An 18,665-nucleotide genomic window follows, 5' to 3' on the forward strand; every position below is an offset into this window, starting at 1 on the left:
AATAGGGCGAACCCCTTAGCCGCTTAGGAAAGCAGCTAACACGGAAACCTGCACCAAAAAGGGGCTTTACGGTACCGGAAAACTCTTAAAGAATACCGGATACGCGGACTCTAGCCGTTTATCCAATTGAACAGAGCGACTATACTATTTTGAATAATAAATGTCAAGCCATTGTCGGACAAACGCATCAGGCTGTTTTGAGGATATCCCCGCAGAATAACAGAGGTTACTTGCCGAAAAAAAATGGGGCTGTCCCAAAAGTATGAAGGTATGGTAAAATCAGGAAATAAATAAGGAAGCCTTAATGAAGAATATGATTTTTACGATTTTATCCGCTGCCTGTATAGTCGGCGCTGTAGCCGATACTGCAAAAAATTTTAGTACGGATGATATTCCGCTTAAAAAGGTAACGCTGTATTCATCAGGCGTTGCGCATTACGTGCATGAAGGGACGGTTTCCGGTTCGGGGAATATAGAACTTCTGTTCTCGCCCGCTCAAATTAACGATGTGCTAAAGTCTCTTGTCGTTACGGATCCGTGCGCAAAAAGTTTAGCAGTCAATTATCAGTCCGAGGACACGCTGAGAAAAACGCTGGAAAGTTTAAAAATAGACCTTTCCGCCGCTACAACACTCTACGATATTTTAAAAGCGCAAAAGGGCGCCGAAGTGGAACTGTTTACGCCTCATCAAATTATCGGAAAGATTTTAAGCGTCGATAAAAACAGCTCAAAAGAAACGGATACTTTCTTTATTTCGCTTGCAGCGAAAGACGGCATTCATATTATCGCCTTTTCGGACATTCAGTCTTTCACATTTACCGATAAAAAACGAAATGAAGATTTGAACACCGCTTTGGCGCTTATCCTCGACGCTTCGGCAAAGAACCGCAAAAAACTGGACATTAAAATCGATGCGCAAGGTGAACGGAAAATCGGTCTTTCTTATGTTATGGAAGCGCCGGTATGGAAAGCAAGTTATCGGCTCGACATGGGTACCGATAAAGCGGCGTTTCAGGCATGGGCGATTATCGACAATTCAACCGACCTCGACTGGAAGAATATTACGCTTACCCTCACAACGGGAAGGCCGGTCGGTTTTACGCAAAACCTCTATGCCCCCTACTATACGTATCGCCCCGAAGTGCCGCTTGCAATTGCACAAGCCGCCGAAGCAGAAACTTTTGATTCGGCTGATAGAGCGGTCGAATATGCCGCAGCTATGCCGCTTGCGGAAAAACGGTCGGCGATGATGAAAAAAGAGGCTTATGGATATGTCGCCGCAGAATATGATGAAGCGGAGTATGATGACTTACAGGAAAAAAACAATTCCGCCTATTTTGAAAATCAGACCGAAGCAGGTGATGCGGGAGAAATGTTTGCCTTTACGCCGTCAAAACCCGTTACGCTTGAGCGGCAGCAAAGTATGATGATTCCGCTCACTCTTGCCTCTCTTCCTGCGGAAAAGTATTCGGTATTTTCATCCATTCCATACAACGAGCGTGTTAATCCTAAGTTCTGCATCAGTATTGAAAACACATCAGGCTTAAAACTTCCTGCCGGCCCCATTACGGTTCTTGACGGGGGTGAATATGCAGGCGATGCTCTTTTGGAGTTTTTACCCGAAGCTGAAAAACGCCTGATCGCTTACGGAGACGATATCGAAGTAACCGGTTCAAAGCGAGCCGATTCCACAAGGACGATTGAAACCGTAAAGATGGCTGACGGAGTGATGACAACGTCGTACCGGCAAGTCCAAAGCACGATTTATTTGATACGAAATGCCAATAAAAAAGAGAGAACCGTTATCGTCGAACACGCGAAGAACACAGGGTTTGAGCTGACATCAAAACAAGCTCTTGCGGAAACGACTGCAAACAAATATCGGTTTAAGTTTAAAGCTGCAGGCAATACCGGTACCGAGCTAAAAGTAGAAGAAGCTCGCACCTATCAATCAACTCAAAAAATATTCGATATGAATTCAAATACATTCATTTCCTACACGACCAATGCCGAAATTCCCGAAAAAGTACGGAAGGCATTTGCGTCTATTATAACGGAGAAAGAAAAGGTTTCCGCGGCGGAAAAAGCCCTAAAGACTTTGCAGGATCGTCAGACGGAAATCGGAAAGGAACAAGACCGTGTACGTAGGAATCTTGAGGCGGTCGGTTCTGAAAGTCAGCAGGGTAGAGCGTTCTTAACCAAGCTGCTCAAGCTCGAAACCGAACTGGACGAGTTGAAAACAGACATCACAACCGCAACGGAGCAGCTCACCAACGCACAGCAAGACTTTACCGCATTCGTAAAGAATATCAGGATCGAATAAAGGAGCATCGTAGTGAAAGAAATACCACTTTCCGAGGCGGTCGGGCATGTGTTGTGCCACGACCTGACTCAGATTATCGTAGGGGTGTCGAAGGACGCTCGGTTTAGAAAGGGACATATTGTTACGGAGGAGGACATTCCGGTGCTTCGCTCGATGGGCAAGGAACACTTGTTCGTTTGGGAAAAGAGTGAAAACCTGCTGCATGAGGATGAAGGGGCTGAAGTTCTGGCAGCAGCGGCGATGGGGAAAAATCTGGAAAAAACCGCCCCCAAGGAAGGCAAGATTGAGTTGAAGGCAACGGTTGACGGTATGCTTAAAATCGATACCGACCGGCTCTTTGCAATCAACAAGCTCGGCAAGGTGATGATTGCAACGCAGCGCAATTATGTGCCGCTTAAAAAAGGACAGACGGCGGCGGGAATGCGGGTTATTCCGCTTCTTATCGAAAAAGAAAAAATGGCTGAGGTGGCTGCGATTGCCGATGCCGCCAATCCGCTGATGTCCGTCATCCCTTACAGCATCAAAACCTGTACCATTTTGGTAACGGGGCACGAAGTTCTGACAGGGGTTATTAAAGATACCTTTGCACCGGTCGTGCAGGCAAAGCTGGCAGAGTACGGCGTGGAAACGTTAAAAACCGTAAACACCGGAGACGACGTGGAAACTATTACGGCGGAGATACAAAAAGCCATACAAGCAGGTTCCCAGATGGTACTCTGCACAGGGGGCATGAGTGTCGACCCCGACGATAAAACCCCCGCCGCTATCCGCGCAAGCGGCGCGCGTATCGTCAGCTACGGTGCCCCCGTCCTTCCCGGCGCAATGATGCTGTTGGCATACGCGGGCGATGTTCCTATCGCGGGGCTGCCCGGCTGTGTGATGTATGCCAAGCGCACCGTCTTCGATCGGCTGTTGCCGCGTATCCTTGCCCGCGACCCCATTACCGTTGAAGATATTGCGCTCTTGGGAGAGGGCGGCTTATGCCCGTAACCGACAGCACCGTCCAAAACAGTAGCCCTACCCGGTATAGAGCGGCTATTATCTGCGCGTCCGACCGGTGCTTTCAGGGCTTGCGTAAAGATGTAAGCAGCCCTATAATAGCCGAAATACTCACCGGTCAAGGATATGAGATTACCGCTACGGTAATGCTCCCCGACGAGTACGAAGCGCTGCGGAAGGCGATGGTACGCATAGCCGATGAAGGCAGCGCCGACCTTATCGTTACAACAGGCGGCACCGGACTCGCTCCCCGCGATGTAACCCCTGAAGCGACCGCTGCGGTTATCGACCGCGCCGTCCCCGGTATCCCAGAAGCAATGCGTGCGGAAAGCATGAAAATAACACCGCACGGAATGCTTTCCCGCGGTATCGCGGGCATACGAAAACGCACGCTGATTATCAACCTTCCCGGAAGTCCCAAGGCGGTAAAAGAAAACCTTTCTTGCATTCTGCCCGCTTTGGATCACGCACTTTTGATGCTTACCGGCAGCACGCAGGACTGCGCTGCAAGCCGGGGCAGATAGAAAAGAGCATCTTTAAAACTTCCGTTTTTAAAGATGCCTGAAACATTTTGCGAAAACTTTTCAGAGTTTCAGAGAAATTCTTTTTAGAGTTTTTTGCAATCACGTAAGGAGGATCTTATGAAGAAAACCGTTGTAGCGCTGCTTATCGGCAGCATCATACTCGCCCCGCTCTGCGCGGGAGGAAGCAAAGAGAAGGCTGCCCCTGCCGAAAAAACGGAAATTATGCTTTCGGCGGCAGCCAGCCTGAAAAACTGTATTCAGGATCTTTCGGCTATGTACACCGAAAAAAATCCGCAGGTAACCATTACCTCGAATTTCGGTGCATCGGGAGCCTTGCAGCAGCAGATTGAACAAGGCGCTCCGGCAGATGTTTTCTTTTCCGCCGGTATTAAGCAGATGAATGCGCTCAAGGAAAAGGGGATGATGATAGATTCAAGTGTAAAGAACATCCTTGAAAACAAGGTTGTTCTGATTACCCCCAAAAACGCAGCCGCCCTTGATTTCTTTGAAGACCTCGCCAAAAGCTCCGTAAAGAAAATCGGCGTCGGCGAACCGAAATCCGTACCGGTCGGGCAGTATACCGAACAGATTTTTCAAAATCTCGGCCTTACCGATAAGGTTGCTTCCAAGCTTATCTTTGCAAAAGATGTCCGCGAAGTCCTTTCGTGGGTATAAACAGGCAACGTCGATGCAGGCGTCGTATACGAAACCGATGCGAAAATCAGCAAGGATGTTACCATCTGTTCCACCGCTCCCGAAGGCAGTCATAAAAAAGTTATTTATCCGATCGGTGTCGTAAAGGCAAGCAAACACGCGGCAGAAGCGCAGAAGTTTGTAGACTTCCTATTCTCCGACGCGGCAAAAGAAGTCTTTGCGCGCTATGGTTTCACCGTTATTTCCAAGTAACGTTCATCGTTTATATCAGTTCGGCTGAAACCGGACTGATACTCAAGGATTACCTACACTATGTTTGACTACGCGCCGCTTTTTATCTCGCTGCGCGCAGCCGTTCTTTCCGGGATTTTCGTATTCATACTGGGAACGGCAGCGGCGCGGCTCTGTTTGAATATCCGCGGTAAATTACTCGTTCTTATCGATGTGCTTTTTACCTTGCCGATGGTATTGCCGCCGACGGTACTGGGCTTTTTCCTGCTCGTCATATTCGGAAGAAACAGCCCACTCGGTATGCTGCTCGCAAAAGCAGGAATTTCGCTCATATTTACATGGCAGGCAACGGTTATTGCCTCGATCGTCGTTTCGTTTCCGCTGATGTATAAAGGAGCAAAGGGCGCGTTGGAACAGGTAAATGAGGATCATGTGTGGGCGGCGCGCACACTCGGTATGAGCGAGCTTGCCATCTTTATCCGCATTATGCTGCCGGAAGCATGGCCGGGCATCCTTGCAGGGCTTGCATTGAGCTTTGCCCGCTCGCTTGGAGAATTCGGCGCGACGCTGCTGGTTGCCGGAAACATCCCCGGCCGTACTCAAACCATCCCGATGGCTATTTACTTTGCGACCGCGGGCGGCGATATGCACACGGCGTGGGTATGGGTCGGTGTGATTACTGCCGTTTCGTGCGCGGCGCTTTTCATCATGAATATGTTTTCGAGGGAAAAACGGGTATGAAGCTTGAAGCATCGATTGTAAAAAAAATGAAAGGTTTTACCCTTGATGTAAGTCTTTCAGCCGCGCAGGGGGAAATTGTCGGCTTACTCGGAGAATCGGGCGGCGGAAAATCTATGACGCTGAAATCCATTGCCGGTATTCTAACACCCGATTCAGGCAGAATTGTCTTAAACGAGCATGTTCTTTTCGATTCCGAGCGGAACATCAATGTACCGGTACGGGAACGGAACGCCGGTTACATGTTTCAGTCGTATGCGCTCTTTCCGTATATGACAGTGCGGGAAAACATTTGCTGCGGAATAAAAGACCGGAACCGTAAAAAAGAAATAGCCGATCAGTTTTTGGAGCTTTTACATATTGCCTCCTTTGAAGGACGCTATCCGAAAGAGCTTTCGGGCGGACAGCAACAGCGGGTTGCCCTTGCGCGTCTCCTCGCCGCCTCCCCCGCACTGATTATGCTGGACGAACCGTTTTCCGCCCTCGATAACGAACTGAAAGATTCCCTCCACGAAGATTTAAAAGCAACGCTCGAGCGCGCCGCTTGCCCCGTCCTCTTTGTTTCCCACAATAAAGATGAAGTTGAACGGTACTGCACCCGTTCGCTGTTCATCAAAAACGGCAGGATAATGACAGAGCAAACGCAGTAGGCTGTTTAACCACAAGGCATCCGTACCGTTTATTTCAAAAGGCACCCTTGAGATTGTCGCTATAACGTGCTACTCTAAGGATACCTATGAAGAATGCTCTACTGGTTCCCTGCGTTTTTTTCGTAAGCCTTGTAAGCGCTGTTGTTATCTTTGCCTTTTTCGGCGGAATAGCCGTGCGTTATGAAATGGCTGTCCCGTTTGCATCAGAATCAGCGGGGCTCCTGCTTCTCTGCATGGTGCAAAAGGCGTGTTATGTGCTTCCCTTTGCGGTAATGGTCGCCATTATTGGGGTGTACACGTTTTTAATGAGGCACCCTGCAAAGCTGAGCGTAGCCCTTACGCTGTTCCTCGTGTGCTTAATATTTACCGTAACGGTTGTCATACCGGCCTGTTATGCGCAGTTTTCCATCATCGAAAACGCAATGGCAGCTTATAAAACAACAGCGCCCATCGGTAAAGCGTTGGCTGCTTTTATAAATAAGCCGATTTTTTTAACCTTATTACAAAAGGGATCCGACAGCCTTTTTTCTGATGTATACGCTGCCTATATGTTGAATTTTGCGACATATCTCTTTTTCGTAAGTGCACTTTTTTTCTGCGTCAGCTCATTTTGGTTTGTATGCATCATAACGCGATGGAATCTGCTCAACCTTCTTTTCTTACTTTTCCTTTCCGGCGCCTTGTTGCTCGTATATCCGTATATGCAGCTGGAAGGATTTCGAGCGGCGCTTTTTAATCTCCATATAGCAAATTCGGAAAACGGCATATACGGAATTTCGCTTGTTTTGTGTATCGTTGCCGTAGTGTTCCATTCCATAGGCGGTTTAAAAATGCTGCTGATATCTTCAAAGACCCAAAAAGGAGCGCCGCATAAAAATGCCTGAGATGCTAAAAGGTTGGCTGTCCATTTTTATTCACTTTGTGATCGGACTCGGATGCTGCCTCATATATGTGTTTTTTTTCAAAAAAATCGATGTGCTACCGCAGTTTTTACTAAGCCGGAAATTAGCGGAAACAGGCATCTTATTTATACGGATTATGCCGAGCTTGCTGGTCTCCGCCATATTGATAGGATATGCTGTTATTTTCGGTACATGCGGCCAAAATACCGTTCCGAGATTTTCCGACATATTACTTCGTTACTTAAAAAAAGCATTTATTATGCTTTTCTCGTGCATTACCATTTATATCATACTGATAGAAATAATATCGCCGCTGCTGGTGGACTATCGGCGCTACAGTGAACTTAAAACACAGGATTATTACGATTTTATAAAAGAGACTGATATTTCATTACGCAACGGAGATGCCGAAAAAGCGTATGATAAGGCGAAGGCAGCGTTAGGAATCTGGAAAAACAATCCTGAAGCATTACAGCTTTTTGATAAGGCGAAGATATCGTACGAATCATACAATGCTGAGCGCAAGCAAAACAACAAAATCGAGCAATCTTCCGAAACTGTCGAGCCTGAAAACTTAACAGCGGAAGGGGCGCTATTCATCAGTAAGCGGTTTATGAACAAATATGATTTTTACACCGCACACTATTATGCCATGAGAGCATATCAGCTGAGTGCCGAAAATGCACCTTATCGCGAAGAAGCTTTACGGCTGGCAGCACAGGCATGGAATCAAATTGAAAAAGGAATCGCCGAGCTTACCGCCGAATTCGATATCCGCTTGTACCAAGCGAAAAAAGCCGGATACGAGATGCTCCAGCAGGGAAACTACATCAAAGCATACTATCAATTTGTGAATGCAAAGCGAATGCTTGAGCAAAATAATCCGTTCAAAAAAGACCCCGATATAGACCGGTTTATAGATATTACCCGAAAAAAAGTATTGGAAGAGGTTTTCTTTATTGATGAAACAGCCTCTCTGCCGCTCCTTGAAACAGTACGTAATATTCATTTTACCGTGCCTGCTTCGGGTACAAGGGCATCGGCACAGATAACGATAGAAGGGCTCTCTTATATTACCAACAACGGTATCAAGGAAATATATGGAAGGAATTGTGAACTTACACAATACGCCGCCGACGGTAAGATTCTTTATCGGTCTCGAATCCCTTTCATTAAACTTATCCCGATTGAGAGTGCAGATGGAGTACCTATGCTCCGCATGCTGTTCCGCGCTGTGGATAAGCAACGTGATGCAGTAGTGTTAAAACCGTTCGTTCTGGAAGGAACAATGCCGATTGAGCGGCAGACATCTCTGCGGCTGCCGTTTTCATACAATGATTTTCAGCTGATTATAGCGGCCAACGAAGGTGAAAAATCCATGACACTCCCTCAGCTCTATGCATTTCGGCAACGAGGAGCACAATACGGCTTCCCTGCACAAATATATCATCGGGAACTATTAGCAAGAATTATCGATGTGTTTCTTATTTGGATTATTTCGATTTATATGCTCGTACTGGCATGGCGTTTCAGAGTTCCGCCGCACCGGCAATTTAAGCATACGTGGGCACTGGCATTCCCGTTCTTTTTTGTACTGGCAACAGGACTGGTAGAGGCAGGACGGTATTGCGCCCGCCTCATCATTGCCCTGCTTACCGACATATCCTACAGCTTGTCGCCGCTGCTGTTATTGCTTGCATACACACTATGTTTTATCGGAATGTGTTTTTTCTTTATCGGTCAGCGCTCGGAAGTGTAAGAGAAAACCTCTAAAACCTCAAATTTTTTAGAGATACCCGAGGATACTTTCAATATCGAGTTCGCCCGCAAATGCCGGCACGGTAACAGACCAGTTTTCCAACACTTGCGGGTGCAGCTCGCCGAAAATACCGATCTGTTTTCCATCGGCAAGAACCCCCGCTTGCCGCCCTTCTATAAAGCGCGGGTCATGCGTTTCGCATACGTTGTAGTCCATTTGCAGATAGTACAGTAGACCGGCGACAAGGCTGGCGGCTTCGTTAAAGTTAGCGTCTTGGTTTACAGTCAAGAAGCCGAGGCTTTGGCGGGTGCGCGTACCGGTATTTTCTTCGGGAGCGAGGTATGCGATTTTTCCCGTTTCAAAGATGCGGTGCGGATAGACCGCATTGCCCGAAACAGTTTCTGCGGATAAAAGCGACGGAATAATGGACGGGCGGACAAACTGATAGTTTTCCGACATGGGGTTTGCAATTTCGATTACCGCCGCTCCGTCTATATTCATGCGGTCGATGTAGTCTTTCTTTGAACCGAGATAGTTAAAAATCATCTCTTGATAGCCGAATCCTACCATCAAACTTTTAATCTTTCTGCTCAGCTGGGTAACCGGAGAGAGCCGCCCGATGGTAAATTCCCGCGGCGTTTCCGGTTCAAAGAACTCGACGGTTTTCCCCATCATCACGTCTTCGATAATATCCACTTCGTGTAAAAAGTCATTTCGGTATGCAGGCGGCATCAGCGACAGGCAATCCCCCTCGACGGTAACGGTGTTGTCCATACGCTCCAACGCTTCCACAATATCCTGCGCCGAAAGCTCCGTTCCGAGGAGTTTATTGACGGCATGAACCGTCGTCTTTGTCGGCTCTTGGAAGTAAAGCGGCGTGGTAATCGTCTTACCGAAGCCGGTTTCATACGGATATTCTACGCTGACCGGTAAAATCATATATCCCGCATCGGAAAAATCACAGGCAACGATGTTGGTTGCAAGCAGCAAAGAGGGCATATCGGTACCGGTCAGCTCAACCAACAGGTCGGCATCCCCCGGCTGTACCGCACCGATCTCCGCACTGTTGATAATCGGCGCCATTGAAAGCACGCCGCCCTTTGAATCCGATAAGAGCGGTACCTTCTTCATATCTTTGAGTATCCAACCGTACTCTTTGCCTTTCGGGTGTTCGGTGATAATGCGTTCACACGTCATTTCGGTATCGAAGCCGAGCGGCGTAAACGAGGTTGTGTGCGGGTCAACAGCGCGGTAGTGTACCGGCCAATTGATCAGTTCGCTGCGGTACACTCCCATCGACACGGAACGGCGCTTCCGGCCGAAGTTCCAGCACAGTTTTTCCTGCGTTTGGATAATATCTTTCAACATAGCATCGTCGATGGGCTTGCCCGAAATGACAAACGCCGTCATAAAGGGGCGGATATGCTGTAATTCGGGGTCTACGGTTACTGTCCGTTTTCCGGAATCCTTTCGCTCACTCAATGTCGATAAAAATGCTTGATACCGAGCTTTGTTTGAAGCGCCTCCCGTGTGCATACGCAAAAGGCGAGCAAGCCCCGCTGTTGACCATAGGTCGGGGCGGTTTGTATCGTTTAATTCAATTTTTATAATGCGTTCATCTTGAGGTGCCGCTGCGGAAGGCGCTTCGTCCAGCTCCGCTTTTGCAGAGCTTAATAAATGTTCAAATTCGGGGGAATAATCGTATTTTTTTCCTAACAAGTTGAAAAAAAGCTGTTCGTTTACATCGATCTTGGGCATAGTCTATCCTTTTTTAATACGGCTTGAAACCTTTCAAACATACGGTTAAAGGCGTCTCGCAAATAAATCTAAGGACAACCTCTAAAAACGGAAACTTTTAGAGGTCTCCATAATATTGAAAGAGTATATGCAATATGCCTCTGTTTGGCAAGAATGATGCAGGGCGTTTACCCGTCTGCTGGAAAAATGTGCGAAATTTTATTTCTTTAAAATGCAACAGTTGAACAAAATATGAATTTTGGAAACTGTTGCATTCGTGCGCGAAAAGCGCACACAGCAATACGCAAGTTTTCGAAAGAAAACTTGACGGTTAAGGTGAGCGGCGTCATTGTAGACGCTCACCTTATACCTATGAAATTTCGCACAGAAGGAAGGCAACCTCTGAAAATATTTTATAATGCGGTTGCCCTGAGGGTGGTTAATGTACCGGACATACATTCTATTCAAAGAAATAGAGAAACTGACTGATTCTTTTAAAGATGCAGCACCATGTTGATTTCGTCCCGATAACTACCGTCTTTTAATTTGTACGCATGGGGCAACCGTCCCCATTCGGTAAAGCCGAAGCGCTCATAGAGCTTTTGCGCGCGTAAATTGTCGGAATAAACACCCAGTTCAACTTGCTCAATCCCATTCTTTTTTGCAAAGGATAGTATTTCCCGTAAAAGAAGACTGCCGATACCGATGCCCCAATACTTCTTTCTTACGGAAATCCCCAAGCGTCCGCGGTGCTTTGTTTTAAGATGTTCGGCAGCGGGAGCAATACCGCAGCTGCCGACAACCTTACCGTCTATCAAAGCGAGCAGCAGCAATTTATTCGGCTGCTCTTCCCAGTTTTTTAAGATTGTTATTTCTTCCTCTTCGGTAAGTGTAATCTCTTCCGGATACCGCAACATAAAATAGGTTTCTTCATTGGTTATCTGCAAAAATTCAACCATTACAGCTGCGTCCGATACAGCTGCACTCCGCAGTGTACATACGCGGTTATTTTTTAGAAGATATTCTTTTTCAGCATATATCATACACAATCCTTTTGCATGAAATGTTGTCCTAAATTTTCAAAACCGGTAAACAGACGATTTCAAATCCTTCAATAACAATGATATCTTCCATTTTCATTGAGTAACCATGGTTCTTTTGCGGCAACTGCGGTTCTTTCTTTTCAAAAGCCCACATTTTTATCTGCAATGATGATAATATCGAGTAATGATAATAGTATCAAGCGGATTGTTTCGGTTTGATGAGAAGTAAAAATTAATGGGTAATTTGTAATTAAGAATTAAGAATTCATAATTATGAATTACCCATTAAAAAAGACAGGAGGTCTATATGACAAAATTGAGAACCAATAAAAAGGCGCACACCTTGAGAGGAGCCGCGGCGCTCATCATAGCTGCATTTTTAGTACTGCTTTTTACCGGCTGCCCCAATGCAAACGGAAGTAAGCCGACATCATCGTCCAAGTACAAAATAACCTTTAGTGTAGACGGGGGGGGGGGCACCCTTACTGCAAAGATAGGTGAAACGGAAATAAAGAGCGGTAACGAAGTAGAAGCGAACAAAACCGTAACCTTTACTGCAACGCCTGACACGGGTTACAAGGTAAAGGGCTGGACGCTTGACGGCAATGCCGTGAACGGCACCGACAATTCTTATCAGCTTAAAATTGAGAAAGCGGTAACCGTAACGGTACGTTTTGAAAAACTCCCTCCCGGAACGTTCGCCGTAAACTTCGGTGTAGACGGCAGTAACGGCACGCTTAATGCAACGGTAGACGGAAAAGAGATTACAAACGGCAGCGGGGTTCAAAAAGATAAGACGGTTATCTTTACCGCAACACCTAACGACGGCTACGAAGTCGATAAGTGGAACATAACCGGCGATGCATTTGAAACAGGAACAGGCACAAACGGCAGCCTGACGGCAAAGGTAAACATCACCAAAGAAACGACAGTAAAGGTGAGCTTTAAGCTAAAGAAATACCTCGTAACCTTTAGCATAGACGGCACCGGCGGCACACTGAAAGCGGAAGTTGACGGTACCGTAATCAACACGAACGATAAGGTCGAACACGGCAAGCAGGTAACATTCACCGCTAAAGCCAGCGACGGCTACAGGGTGAAAAGCTGGATGCTCGACGGCAAGCCCATCACCGAAGCAGGCACAAACACAGAGTACAAGCTCACCGTAACCAAGCCTGCAACAGTCAGCGTGAGCTTTGTACTTACATACGCCGCTGCCTTTAGCGTAGAAGGCTCAGGCGGCACGCTCAAGGCAAAGGCGGAAGGCGAAGCCGAAACCGAGACAAGCCCTATAAACGTGGAGAAGGATAAAACCGTAACATTCACCGCAACGCCTAACACTGATTATATGGTCGATACGTGGACGGTAACGCCGAGCGCTGCACTACAAGAAGGCGGCACGGAAGGAAGCACAACGGCAAAAGTCAAAATCACAGAGGCAACGACGGTAAAAGTGAGCTTTACCAAATACAAGAAAGTAGCATACGGCACAAACGGCGATGACTTAAAGAACTGCCTAACAACCGCAAGCCCTGCATCAGACGGCATCTATTACATCGAAGTAACCGGTCTTAAGGCGGAACACTTAAAAGGAACATATCCCAACCCGGGCCCGCTCGGACAAATCCTAAAAGACAACCCGACTAAAAAGGTTGCACTTAAACTGCCCAAAACTGTAGAAGGTCTTACGGATATGAGCAGCTGCTTTCAACAATGCACAAATCTTGTGCAAGTGCGTAACATACCGGACGGCGTTACGAATATGAACAATTGCTTTACGGAGTGCTCAAGCCTTACAGAGGCCCCTGCAATACCGCCAAGCGTTCAGGATATTACCCAGTGCTTTAATCGCTGCTCAAGTCTTGTAAAAGCACCGGCAATACCGCAAGGTGTTACGAATATGCAAAACTGCTTTTACGACTGCACCAACCTTAAAGAGGTACCTGCAATACCGGACACGGTTACGAATATGCGCCAGTGCTTTATGAACTGCGGCAGTCTTACAAAGGTACCTGCAATACCGGCAAACGTTACGGATATGCTAAGCTGCTTTGAGGGTTGCACCAGCCTTACAGAAGCGCCGGTACTACCGGCAAACGTTACGAATATTGCCCGCTGCTTTGCGAACTGCACCAGCCTTGTAGAAGCCCCCGAAATTCCTGCAACCGTTACAGGTATTATCGCCTGCTTTCAAAACTGCGGCAGTCTTACAAAAGCACCTTCGGCAATACCGGACACGGTTACGAATATGAACGAGTGCTTTCAGAACTGCGGCAGTCTTACAAAGGCACCTGCACTACCGGCAAACGTTACGAATATGCAGGGGAGCTTTCAGTCCTGCGGCAGCCTTATAGAAGCACCCGAAATTCCTGCAACTGCTCAGTTTATAAGCTACTGCTTTGAAGGCTGCGGTAAAATTAAGTCTGTTGTACTAAAATGTAATTACAGAGACGGTTCATTCTCCGATTTATTCCGAAACTGTGCTTCGCTCGAAGACGGCGGCATAAAAGTACCGGCGGGGCAGCTGCAAGACTACAAGGACCATGCCAATAAAATGAAAACAACGGAAAAAAAGTTCGGCGTACGCGTTGCCTACGCAGAGCTTAGTGCTTTCCTTGCAGGCACCAACTCTTCCGCCGCAGACGTAAACTACATCGAAGTAACCGGTCTTACCAAAGCGGACTTAGAAGAGCGCTACAACGATTCGTGCAAGCTCGGTGACAAACTGAAAGCCCATCCGACTAAAAAAGTCGCACTTGAGTTACCAAAGGAAGTAGAAGGTCTTACCGATATATCCTTTCGTGCCTGCAAAAGCCTTGTGAGCGTGCGTAATATTCCTAAAAGCGTTACAAGGATGCAAAAGTGCTTTAGCAACTGTACAAGCTTAAAGTACGTTTCCGAGGTTCCTTCAGGCATTACGAATATGCAGGAATGCTTCTCAGGCTGTACAGCTCTTACATCGGTTACGCTTAAATGCAATTATGATCCCGTCAATGTTTCTTTAGAGAACGCATTCCAAAACTGCACAGCCCTCGGCGAAAAGAGCATAAAAGTACCGCAAGCGTATTACGGCAACTACACTACAGCTGCCGCACTTAATACGATGGCTGTTCCCGGCGCCAACGAAGCCGAACAAAGAAAAAAGTTTGAAGGAGTTTAATTCAATGGATAATTCATAATTCATAATTATGAATTACCAATTAAATCGACCGCTTTCACGTTGGAGGAAACTTCGGCATGGGGGCGGTTTTTTTTGTAATTTTTCTCCATTTTCTTAGCCGTTTTTACACCTATGACATATATAGACAATATGGAGGTGTAAACAATGAACGATACACAGACACTGACCCTCAGAAACGATTATCTTTTTAAGCTATTACTCGGATCGGAAGAAAATAAAGCTTGTTTGCAAGACTTCCTTGAATGCGTACTGGATATTCCTGCCGGTATGATTGAAGGTCTTGAATTGCTGGATAAGGAACTTGCCAAAGATGTGGTAACTGATAAAACCGGTATCTTGGACGTGAAGATTCGCTTAAACAATGGGACGACTATTGACATTGAAATCCAAAATTCGTGGTCTCTTGAGTTTATTCCTAGAACCCTATTTTATTGGGCAAAAATGTATAGCGAAGACTTTAAAGAAGGCGAACCATATACGAGTCTTACCAAGTGTATTACGATCAATCTGGTTTCGCAAGGATTCAAGTTAAATAATCAGATACACTCTGCTTATCGTATCTTAGAGCAGCAAAGTTATCAGCAGTTGACTGAGTTATTAGAAATCCATTTTTTAAATCTTTCGTTGGCAAGTCAATTCGTAATACAGAAAGGCTCTACCGAGAAACAGCAAAAACTGATAAACTGGTTACAGTTTATAAACACAGATGATAAGGAGGTAAGAACTATGCTAGCGATGACATCACCCATCTTGCAGATGCTGAATGAGAAAATAGACGTTCTCAGTTTGACCCCCGAAGAACGAAAACTCTATGAATCACGGATGAAATTAAAAAGTGATATTGCAACTATTTCAGAGGTTCAATTTAATGCAGGGCGGCAAGAAGGTAAACTTGAAACAGCGCGGATCTTAAAGCAGCTTGGTGATTCCGTACAAAAAATAATGCAGGCAACCGGTCTTTCCCAAGCCGAGGTCGAAGCGCTGAACTAATGGATAATTACCAATTATACATTACCACTTACACATTAAAACTACCAATTACCAATTAAATCAACCGCTTTCACGTTGGAGGAAACAATGCGAGAACTTGAATGAACTGCCCCCAACGGCTTATCGGTAAAATTGAAGCAGAGGTGTTACCACTTGTATTGTAGCAGTAAAATACGCAATGCTTCGCGGTTGGTAACACCGAACAGCTTGCACGCGGCTGCCATGTCTTTTTTGACAACAGAAACACTGACGTTATAGCGTTCCGCAAGAACTTCGTATGTTTCTCCTTCCTTTATTGACCCAATGATAAAGGCCTGCTGCCGCTCCGAAAGGTTATAGCGTGAAAGTTTTAAAGAAGACCCCTTAGGCGGCAGTTCAATTTTTGCGGCAACAACCTCTGTCGGCAGGAGCAGATAGGATAACTTTTCTGAAAGTCTGTCATACACACAGGCAAAAAGGGCAAAATAGAAAAAACTCACTGCAATTTCAAATAAAAAGAGCTTTAAACCGAAAGACAGATACAACCCGCACACAATAATTATCCAATATATTCCAAGAATAATCAGTTTTCTCTTTCTGTTTAGGATAAAATCTCCATTAATAAAACAGAAAATAATACCTGTTATAAACAGCAGCGTACCGATGCCGATAAACCCGATGTGCGTGGTCATTCCGCCTTCAAGAAAAAAAAGAATATATGAAAGTTTTTTATAATGAGGAAAAATGAATAATATAAAACAAAGTACCAGACAAAAACCGTTGACGGCAATCTCAATCCATTTTACTCCGGGAATAAACGAAACAAAAGGAATAACGGTTGTAATATTCATTATTAAAGCAACGCATAATGCAATGATTCCAAACCCGTACATAATGCGGTATGGATTAAAAAACTCCTTCATAGTAGGCGCTAGTATACCAGAGCATTTTTTTACCGTCTACCTAACGCACTTTTCAAAACCGGCAACCAGACGGTTTAAAAGTTACGGTGAAAAGTCAAAAATTTCACACTACGTAAGCCCTTCCTTAAAATGCAACAGTCGGACAAAATATCAATTTTGGAAACTGTTGCATTCGTGCGCGGTAGCGCACACGTTAATACGCGATGTTTGCGCTTACGCAAACTCGCAGCGTTTTTAGACAATGCCAACTGCATTGTCTAAAATAAGCGTTCCTCTCTTTGCAACATCACAAATGCAATAATAATAAAGAGTTCGCACAATAAAATCGATTTTTCCGCATAGTATTTTATAGTAGTAAAACCAATCATAACCCCAATACCGAAACTTGCGATGATGAGGAGATACTTAAAAAAAGAGTGCAAATATTTGATGTCTTTTACAGCACGATACTTTGCAAGATTTATCATACTGCTTTTTAAGTTGCCGGTGATCATCGTGGTGGCTATCGGATTACCGTCAACCTTATCAAAGTTTGCGACTTGCAGCGCTGCAATAAAAGAAATAACGGAATTGATAATATCATGCTGAAAAGACGTGCCGATTAATCCGATTGCGGCAATAACCAATACTTCAAATACCAATACCGTTGTCATTCGGGTATAATTTTTGACATAATGTTTGCTTTTTAGAAATTCTGAAATAAATATGCCGAACGCAAACGTAACAATGGGTATGATATATTTAAGAAACTTATGGAGTTCCCCATTTGCAGCAGAGATAAACAGCAACACAAGATTACCGGTTTGCGCATTTGCAAACACCTTACCTTTTAATAGATAAGAGTAAGCATCCAAAAAGCCTCCCACTAACGAGAGGCATACACCGATCACGATATTGTCATGTAATTTTTCTTCTTGTATTTGTACCGTATCCAACGGTGAACTTGGCATCATCTCAATAGGTTTTACTCCTCTAGCTCAGACAAATCGGTAAAACTAAAACTTTTTGCATACCACTCATCAGGCTGCCATTCCCCTTTTGCGATTTTTTCATATATAGGATTAACGGTATAACGCAATTCGTATTCTACAATCTTGCCGGTTACAACATCCTCATAATAACAAACTTCTATATATATTTTTGAATTTTCAAAAACAAAATTTGAATATCCTTGGTGGTGCAGTGCGTTTGGCTGTATATTTGTAAAAATATCCAAAACTTTTGCATTTACGGAATGATATTCCACCAGATTTCCTTGGAATCTGACCTTTTTTCCGTTATAATCTAGCTCTTGTCCTGTAGCAAATCGAACATCAACATTATGTGTGGAATAAATCCTTGCAACCTTGCCAATTGCATTTATATAATCGTAATTAATCTTGTCTTCTTGTTTTTCCGGAATAGAGGGTGATTCAGAGGTATTCTCATCTACATCTAATAGATCTTCATCTTCCGGATTTCCAAGCGGTTCTCCGAAATCGACGGCAATATTGTTATCAATATCTTTTGTAAATCCGGAATTAAAGGTAACGGATTTTGCATACCAAAACGATTCATTATATGTATCCAGAAAATTTCCAAAAAATACCCGTACTTCAAAACATAGGATTTTTCCGCTTTTTACGTCTGTATATGATGAGAACTCAACATATTTTTTTGTCGAATCATAAACAATATCTTCATAGTGCTGATGCATTAAAGCATTGTTGTTTTTGAGATTTTCTACATAATCGAGAACCTCCTGCTTTATGCTGGTATATTCAACGAGGTTGCCTTCAAATTTTACCGTATGTCCATAAAAATTTTCAATTACTTGCCCTGTTACAAATCTACCTGTAGGAACTGCTGAATAGACCTTATTAACAGTACCAAGATAGTCCATGCCGATTTTATTTGTTACGGCAACTGGTGGGGAGACATTTTTATTTGTTAAATTTCCAAAACCATTGGAACAAGATACAAATAAAATGGTAAGTATACAAAATACTACCGATAGCTTCATCAATTTCATAATGTCTCCTTTTTCTATCAC

15 protein-coding genes and 1 pseudogene are annotated in these 18,665 nt (G+C 45.0%); 10 read left to right on the forward strand and 6 right to left on the reverse strand.

Annotation, left to right across the window (positions count from 1 at the left end; genetic code table 11):
* The first annotated feature begins 304 nt into the window (after nucleotides 1–304).
* From ABK01_RS00500 to ABK01_RS00535, 8 genes and pseudogenes are all read left to right on the forward strand, one after another.
* Nucleotides 305–2,323, forward strand: a complete 2,019-nt coding sequence (locus ABK01_RS00500; protein WP_253675815.1) for a DUF4139 domain-containing protein — start codon at nucleotides 305–307, stop codon at nucleotides 2,321–2,323.
* A gap of 12 nt (nucleotides 2,324–2,335) precedes the next feature.
* A complete protein-coding gene (locus ABK01_RS00505; protein ID WP_212565614.1) occupies nucleotides 2,336–3,313 on the forward strand; it encodes a molybdopterin-binding protein in 978 nt (325 codons plus the stop codon).
* Complete coding sequence (locus ABK01_RS00510) at nucleotides 3,304–3,846, forward strand: MogA/MoaB family molybdenum cofactor biosynthesis protein (protein WP_253675816.1); 543 nt, start codon at nucleotides 3,304–3,306, stop codon at nucleotides 3,844–3,846. Before ABK01_RS00505 ends, ABK01_RS00510 begins: the two co-directional genes overlap by 10 nt.
* 273 nt (nucleotides 3,847–4,119) lie before the next feature.
* A pseudogene (gene modA / locus ABK01_RS00515) lies at nucleotides 4,120–4,752 on the forward strand (molybdate ABC transporter substrate-binding protein).
* A 60-nt stretch (nucleotides 4,753–4,812) separates the two neighbouring features.
* The gene (gene modB, locus ABK01_RS00520; RefSeq protein ID WP_253675817.1) at nucleotides 4,813–5,472 is read left to right on the forward strand and encodes a molybdate ABC transporter permease subunit; all 660 of its coding nucleotides are present in this window, start codon (nucleotides 4,813–4,815) and stop codon (nucleotides 5,470–5,472) included.
* Nucleotides 5,469–6,119: a sulfate/molybdate ABC transporter ATP-binding protein gene (locus ABK01_RS00525; RefSeq protein ID WP_253675818.1), complete on the forward strand. Its 651-nt coding sequence runs from the start codon at nucleotides 5,469–5,471 to the stop codon at nucleotides 6,117–6,119. The genes modB and ABK01_RS00525 overlap by 4 nt, the downstream gene beginning before the upstream one ends.
* 86 nt (nucleotides 6,120–6,205) lie before the next feature.
* Nucleotides 6,206–7,003 (forward strand): hypothetical protein, encoded by a 798-nt coding sequence (locus ABK01_RS00530; protein WP_253675819.1) that lies wholly within the window; start codon nucleotides 6,206–6,208, stop codon nucleotides 7,001–7,003.
* Nucleotides 6,996–8,780, forward strand: a complete 1,785-nt coding sequence (locus tag ABK01_RS00535) for a hypothetical protein (protein WP_253675820.1) — start codon at nucleotides 6,996–6,998, stop codon at nucleotides 8,778–8,780. Before ABK01_RS00530 ends, ABK01_RS00535 begins: the two co-directional genes overlap by 8 nt.
* Before the next feature lie 27 nt (nucleotides 8,781–8,807).
* On the opposite strand, the gene pheT is transcribed toward ABK01_RS00535, so the two are convergent.
* From pheT to ABK01_RS11670, 3 genes are all read right to left on the reverse strand, one after another.
* Nucleotides 8,808–10,538, reverse strand: coding sequence for a phenylalanine--tRNA ligase subunit beta (gene pheT, locus ABK01_RS00540; RefSeq protein ID WP_253675821.1), 1,731 nt, complete (start codon nucleotides 10,536–10,538; stop codon nucleotides 8,808–8,810).
* Between the two features lie 473 nt (nucleotides 10,539–11,011).
* Nucleotides 11,012–11,560 (reverse strand): GNAT family N-acetyltransferase, encoded by a 549-nt coding sequence (locus ABK01_RS00545; protein ID WP_253675822.1) that lies wholly within the window; start codon nucleotides 11,558–11,560, stop codon nucleotides 11,012–11,014.
* 28 nt (nucleotides 11,561–11,588) lie between these two features.
* A complete protein-coding gene (locus ABK01_RS11670; RefSeq protein WP_256481850.1) occupies nucleotides 11,589–11,714 on the reverse strand; it encodes a hypothetical protein in 126 nt (41 codons plus the stop codon).
* Between the two features lie 153 nt (nucleotides 11,715–11,867).
* Here ABK01_RS11670 and ABK01_RS00550 point away from each other — a divergent pair, with 153 nt between their 5' ends.
* Nucleotides 11,868–14,720 (forward strand): leucine-rich repeat protein, encoded by a 2,853-nt coding sequence (locus ABK01_RS00550; RefSeq protein WP_253675823.1) that lies wholly within the window; start codon nucleotides 11,868–11,870, stop codon nucleotides 14,718–14,720.
* 165 nt (nucleotides 14,721–14,885) lie between these two features.
* Complete coding sequence (locus ABK01_RS00555) at nucleotides 14,886–15,731, forward strand: Rpn family recombination-promoting nuclease/putative transposase (protein ID WP_253675824.1); 846 nt, start codon at nucleotides 14,886–14,888, stop codon at nucleotides 15,729–15,731.
* A 146-nt stretch (nucleotides 15,732–15,877) separates the two neighbouring features.
* Here ABK01_RS00555 and ABK01_RS00560 read toward each other — a convergent pair whose 3' ends face one another.
* The 3 genes from ABK01_RS00560 to ABK01_RS00570 form a co-directional block, all read right to left on the reverse strand.
* Nucleotides 15,878–16,633 (reverse strand): helix-turn-helix transcriptional regulator, encoded by a 756-nt coding sequence (locus ABK01_RS00560; RefSeq protein ID WP_253675825.1) that lies wholly within the window; start codon nucleotides 16,631–16,633, stop codon nucleotides 15,878–15,880.
* A gap of 257 nt (nucleotides 16,634–16,890) precedes the next feature.
* Entirely contained in the window at nucleotides 16,891–17,586 is a 696-nt protein-coding gene (locus ABK01_RS00565; protein ID WP_253675826.1) for a YoaK family protein, read from the reverse strand.
* Nucleotides 17,587–17,597: 11 nt separating this feature from the next.
* A complete protein-coding gene (locus ABK01_RS00570; protein WP_253675827.1) occupies nucleotides 17,598–18,644 on the reverse strand; it encodes a hypothetical protein in 1,047 nt (348 codons plus the stop codon).
* Between the last annotated feature and the right edge of the window lie 21 nt (nucleotides 18,645–18,665).

This window comes from Treponema sp. OMZ 305, assembly GCF_024181325.1.
Classification (GTDB): Bacteria; Spirochaetota; Spirochaetia; order Treponematales; family Treponemataceae; genus Treponema.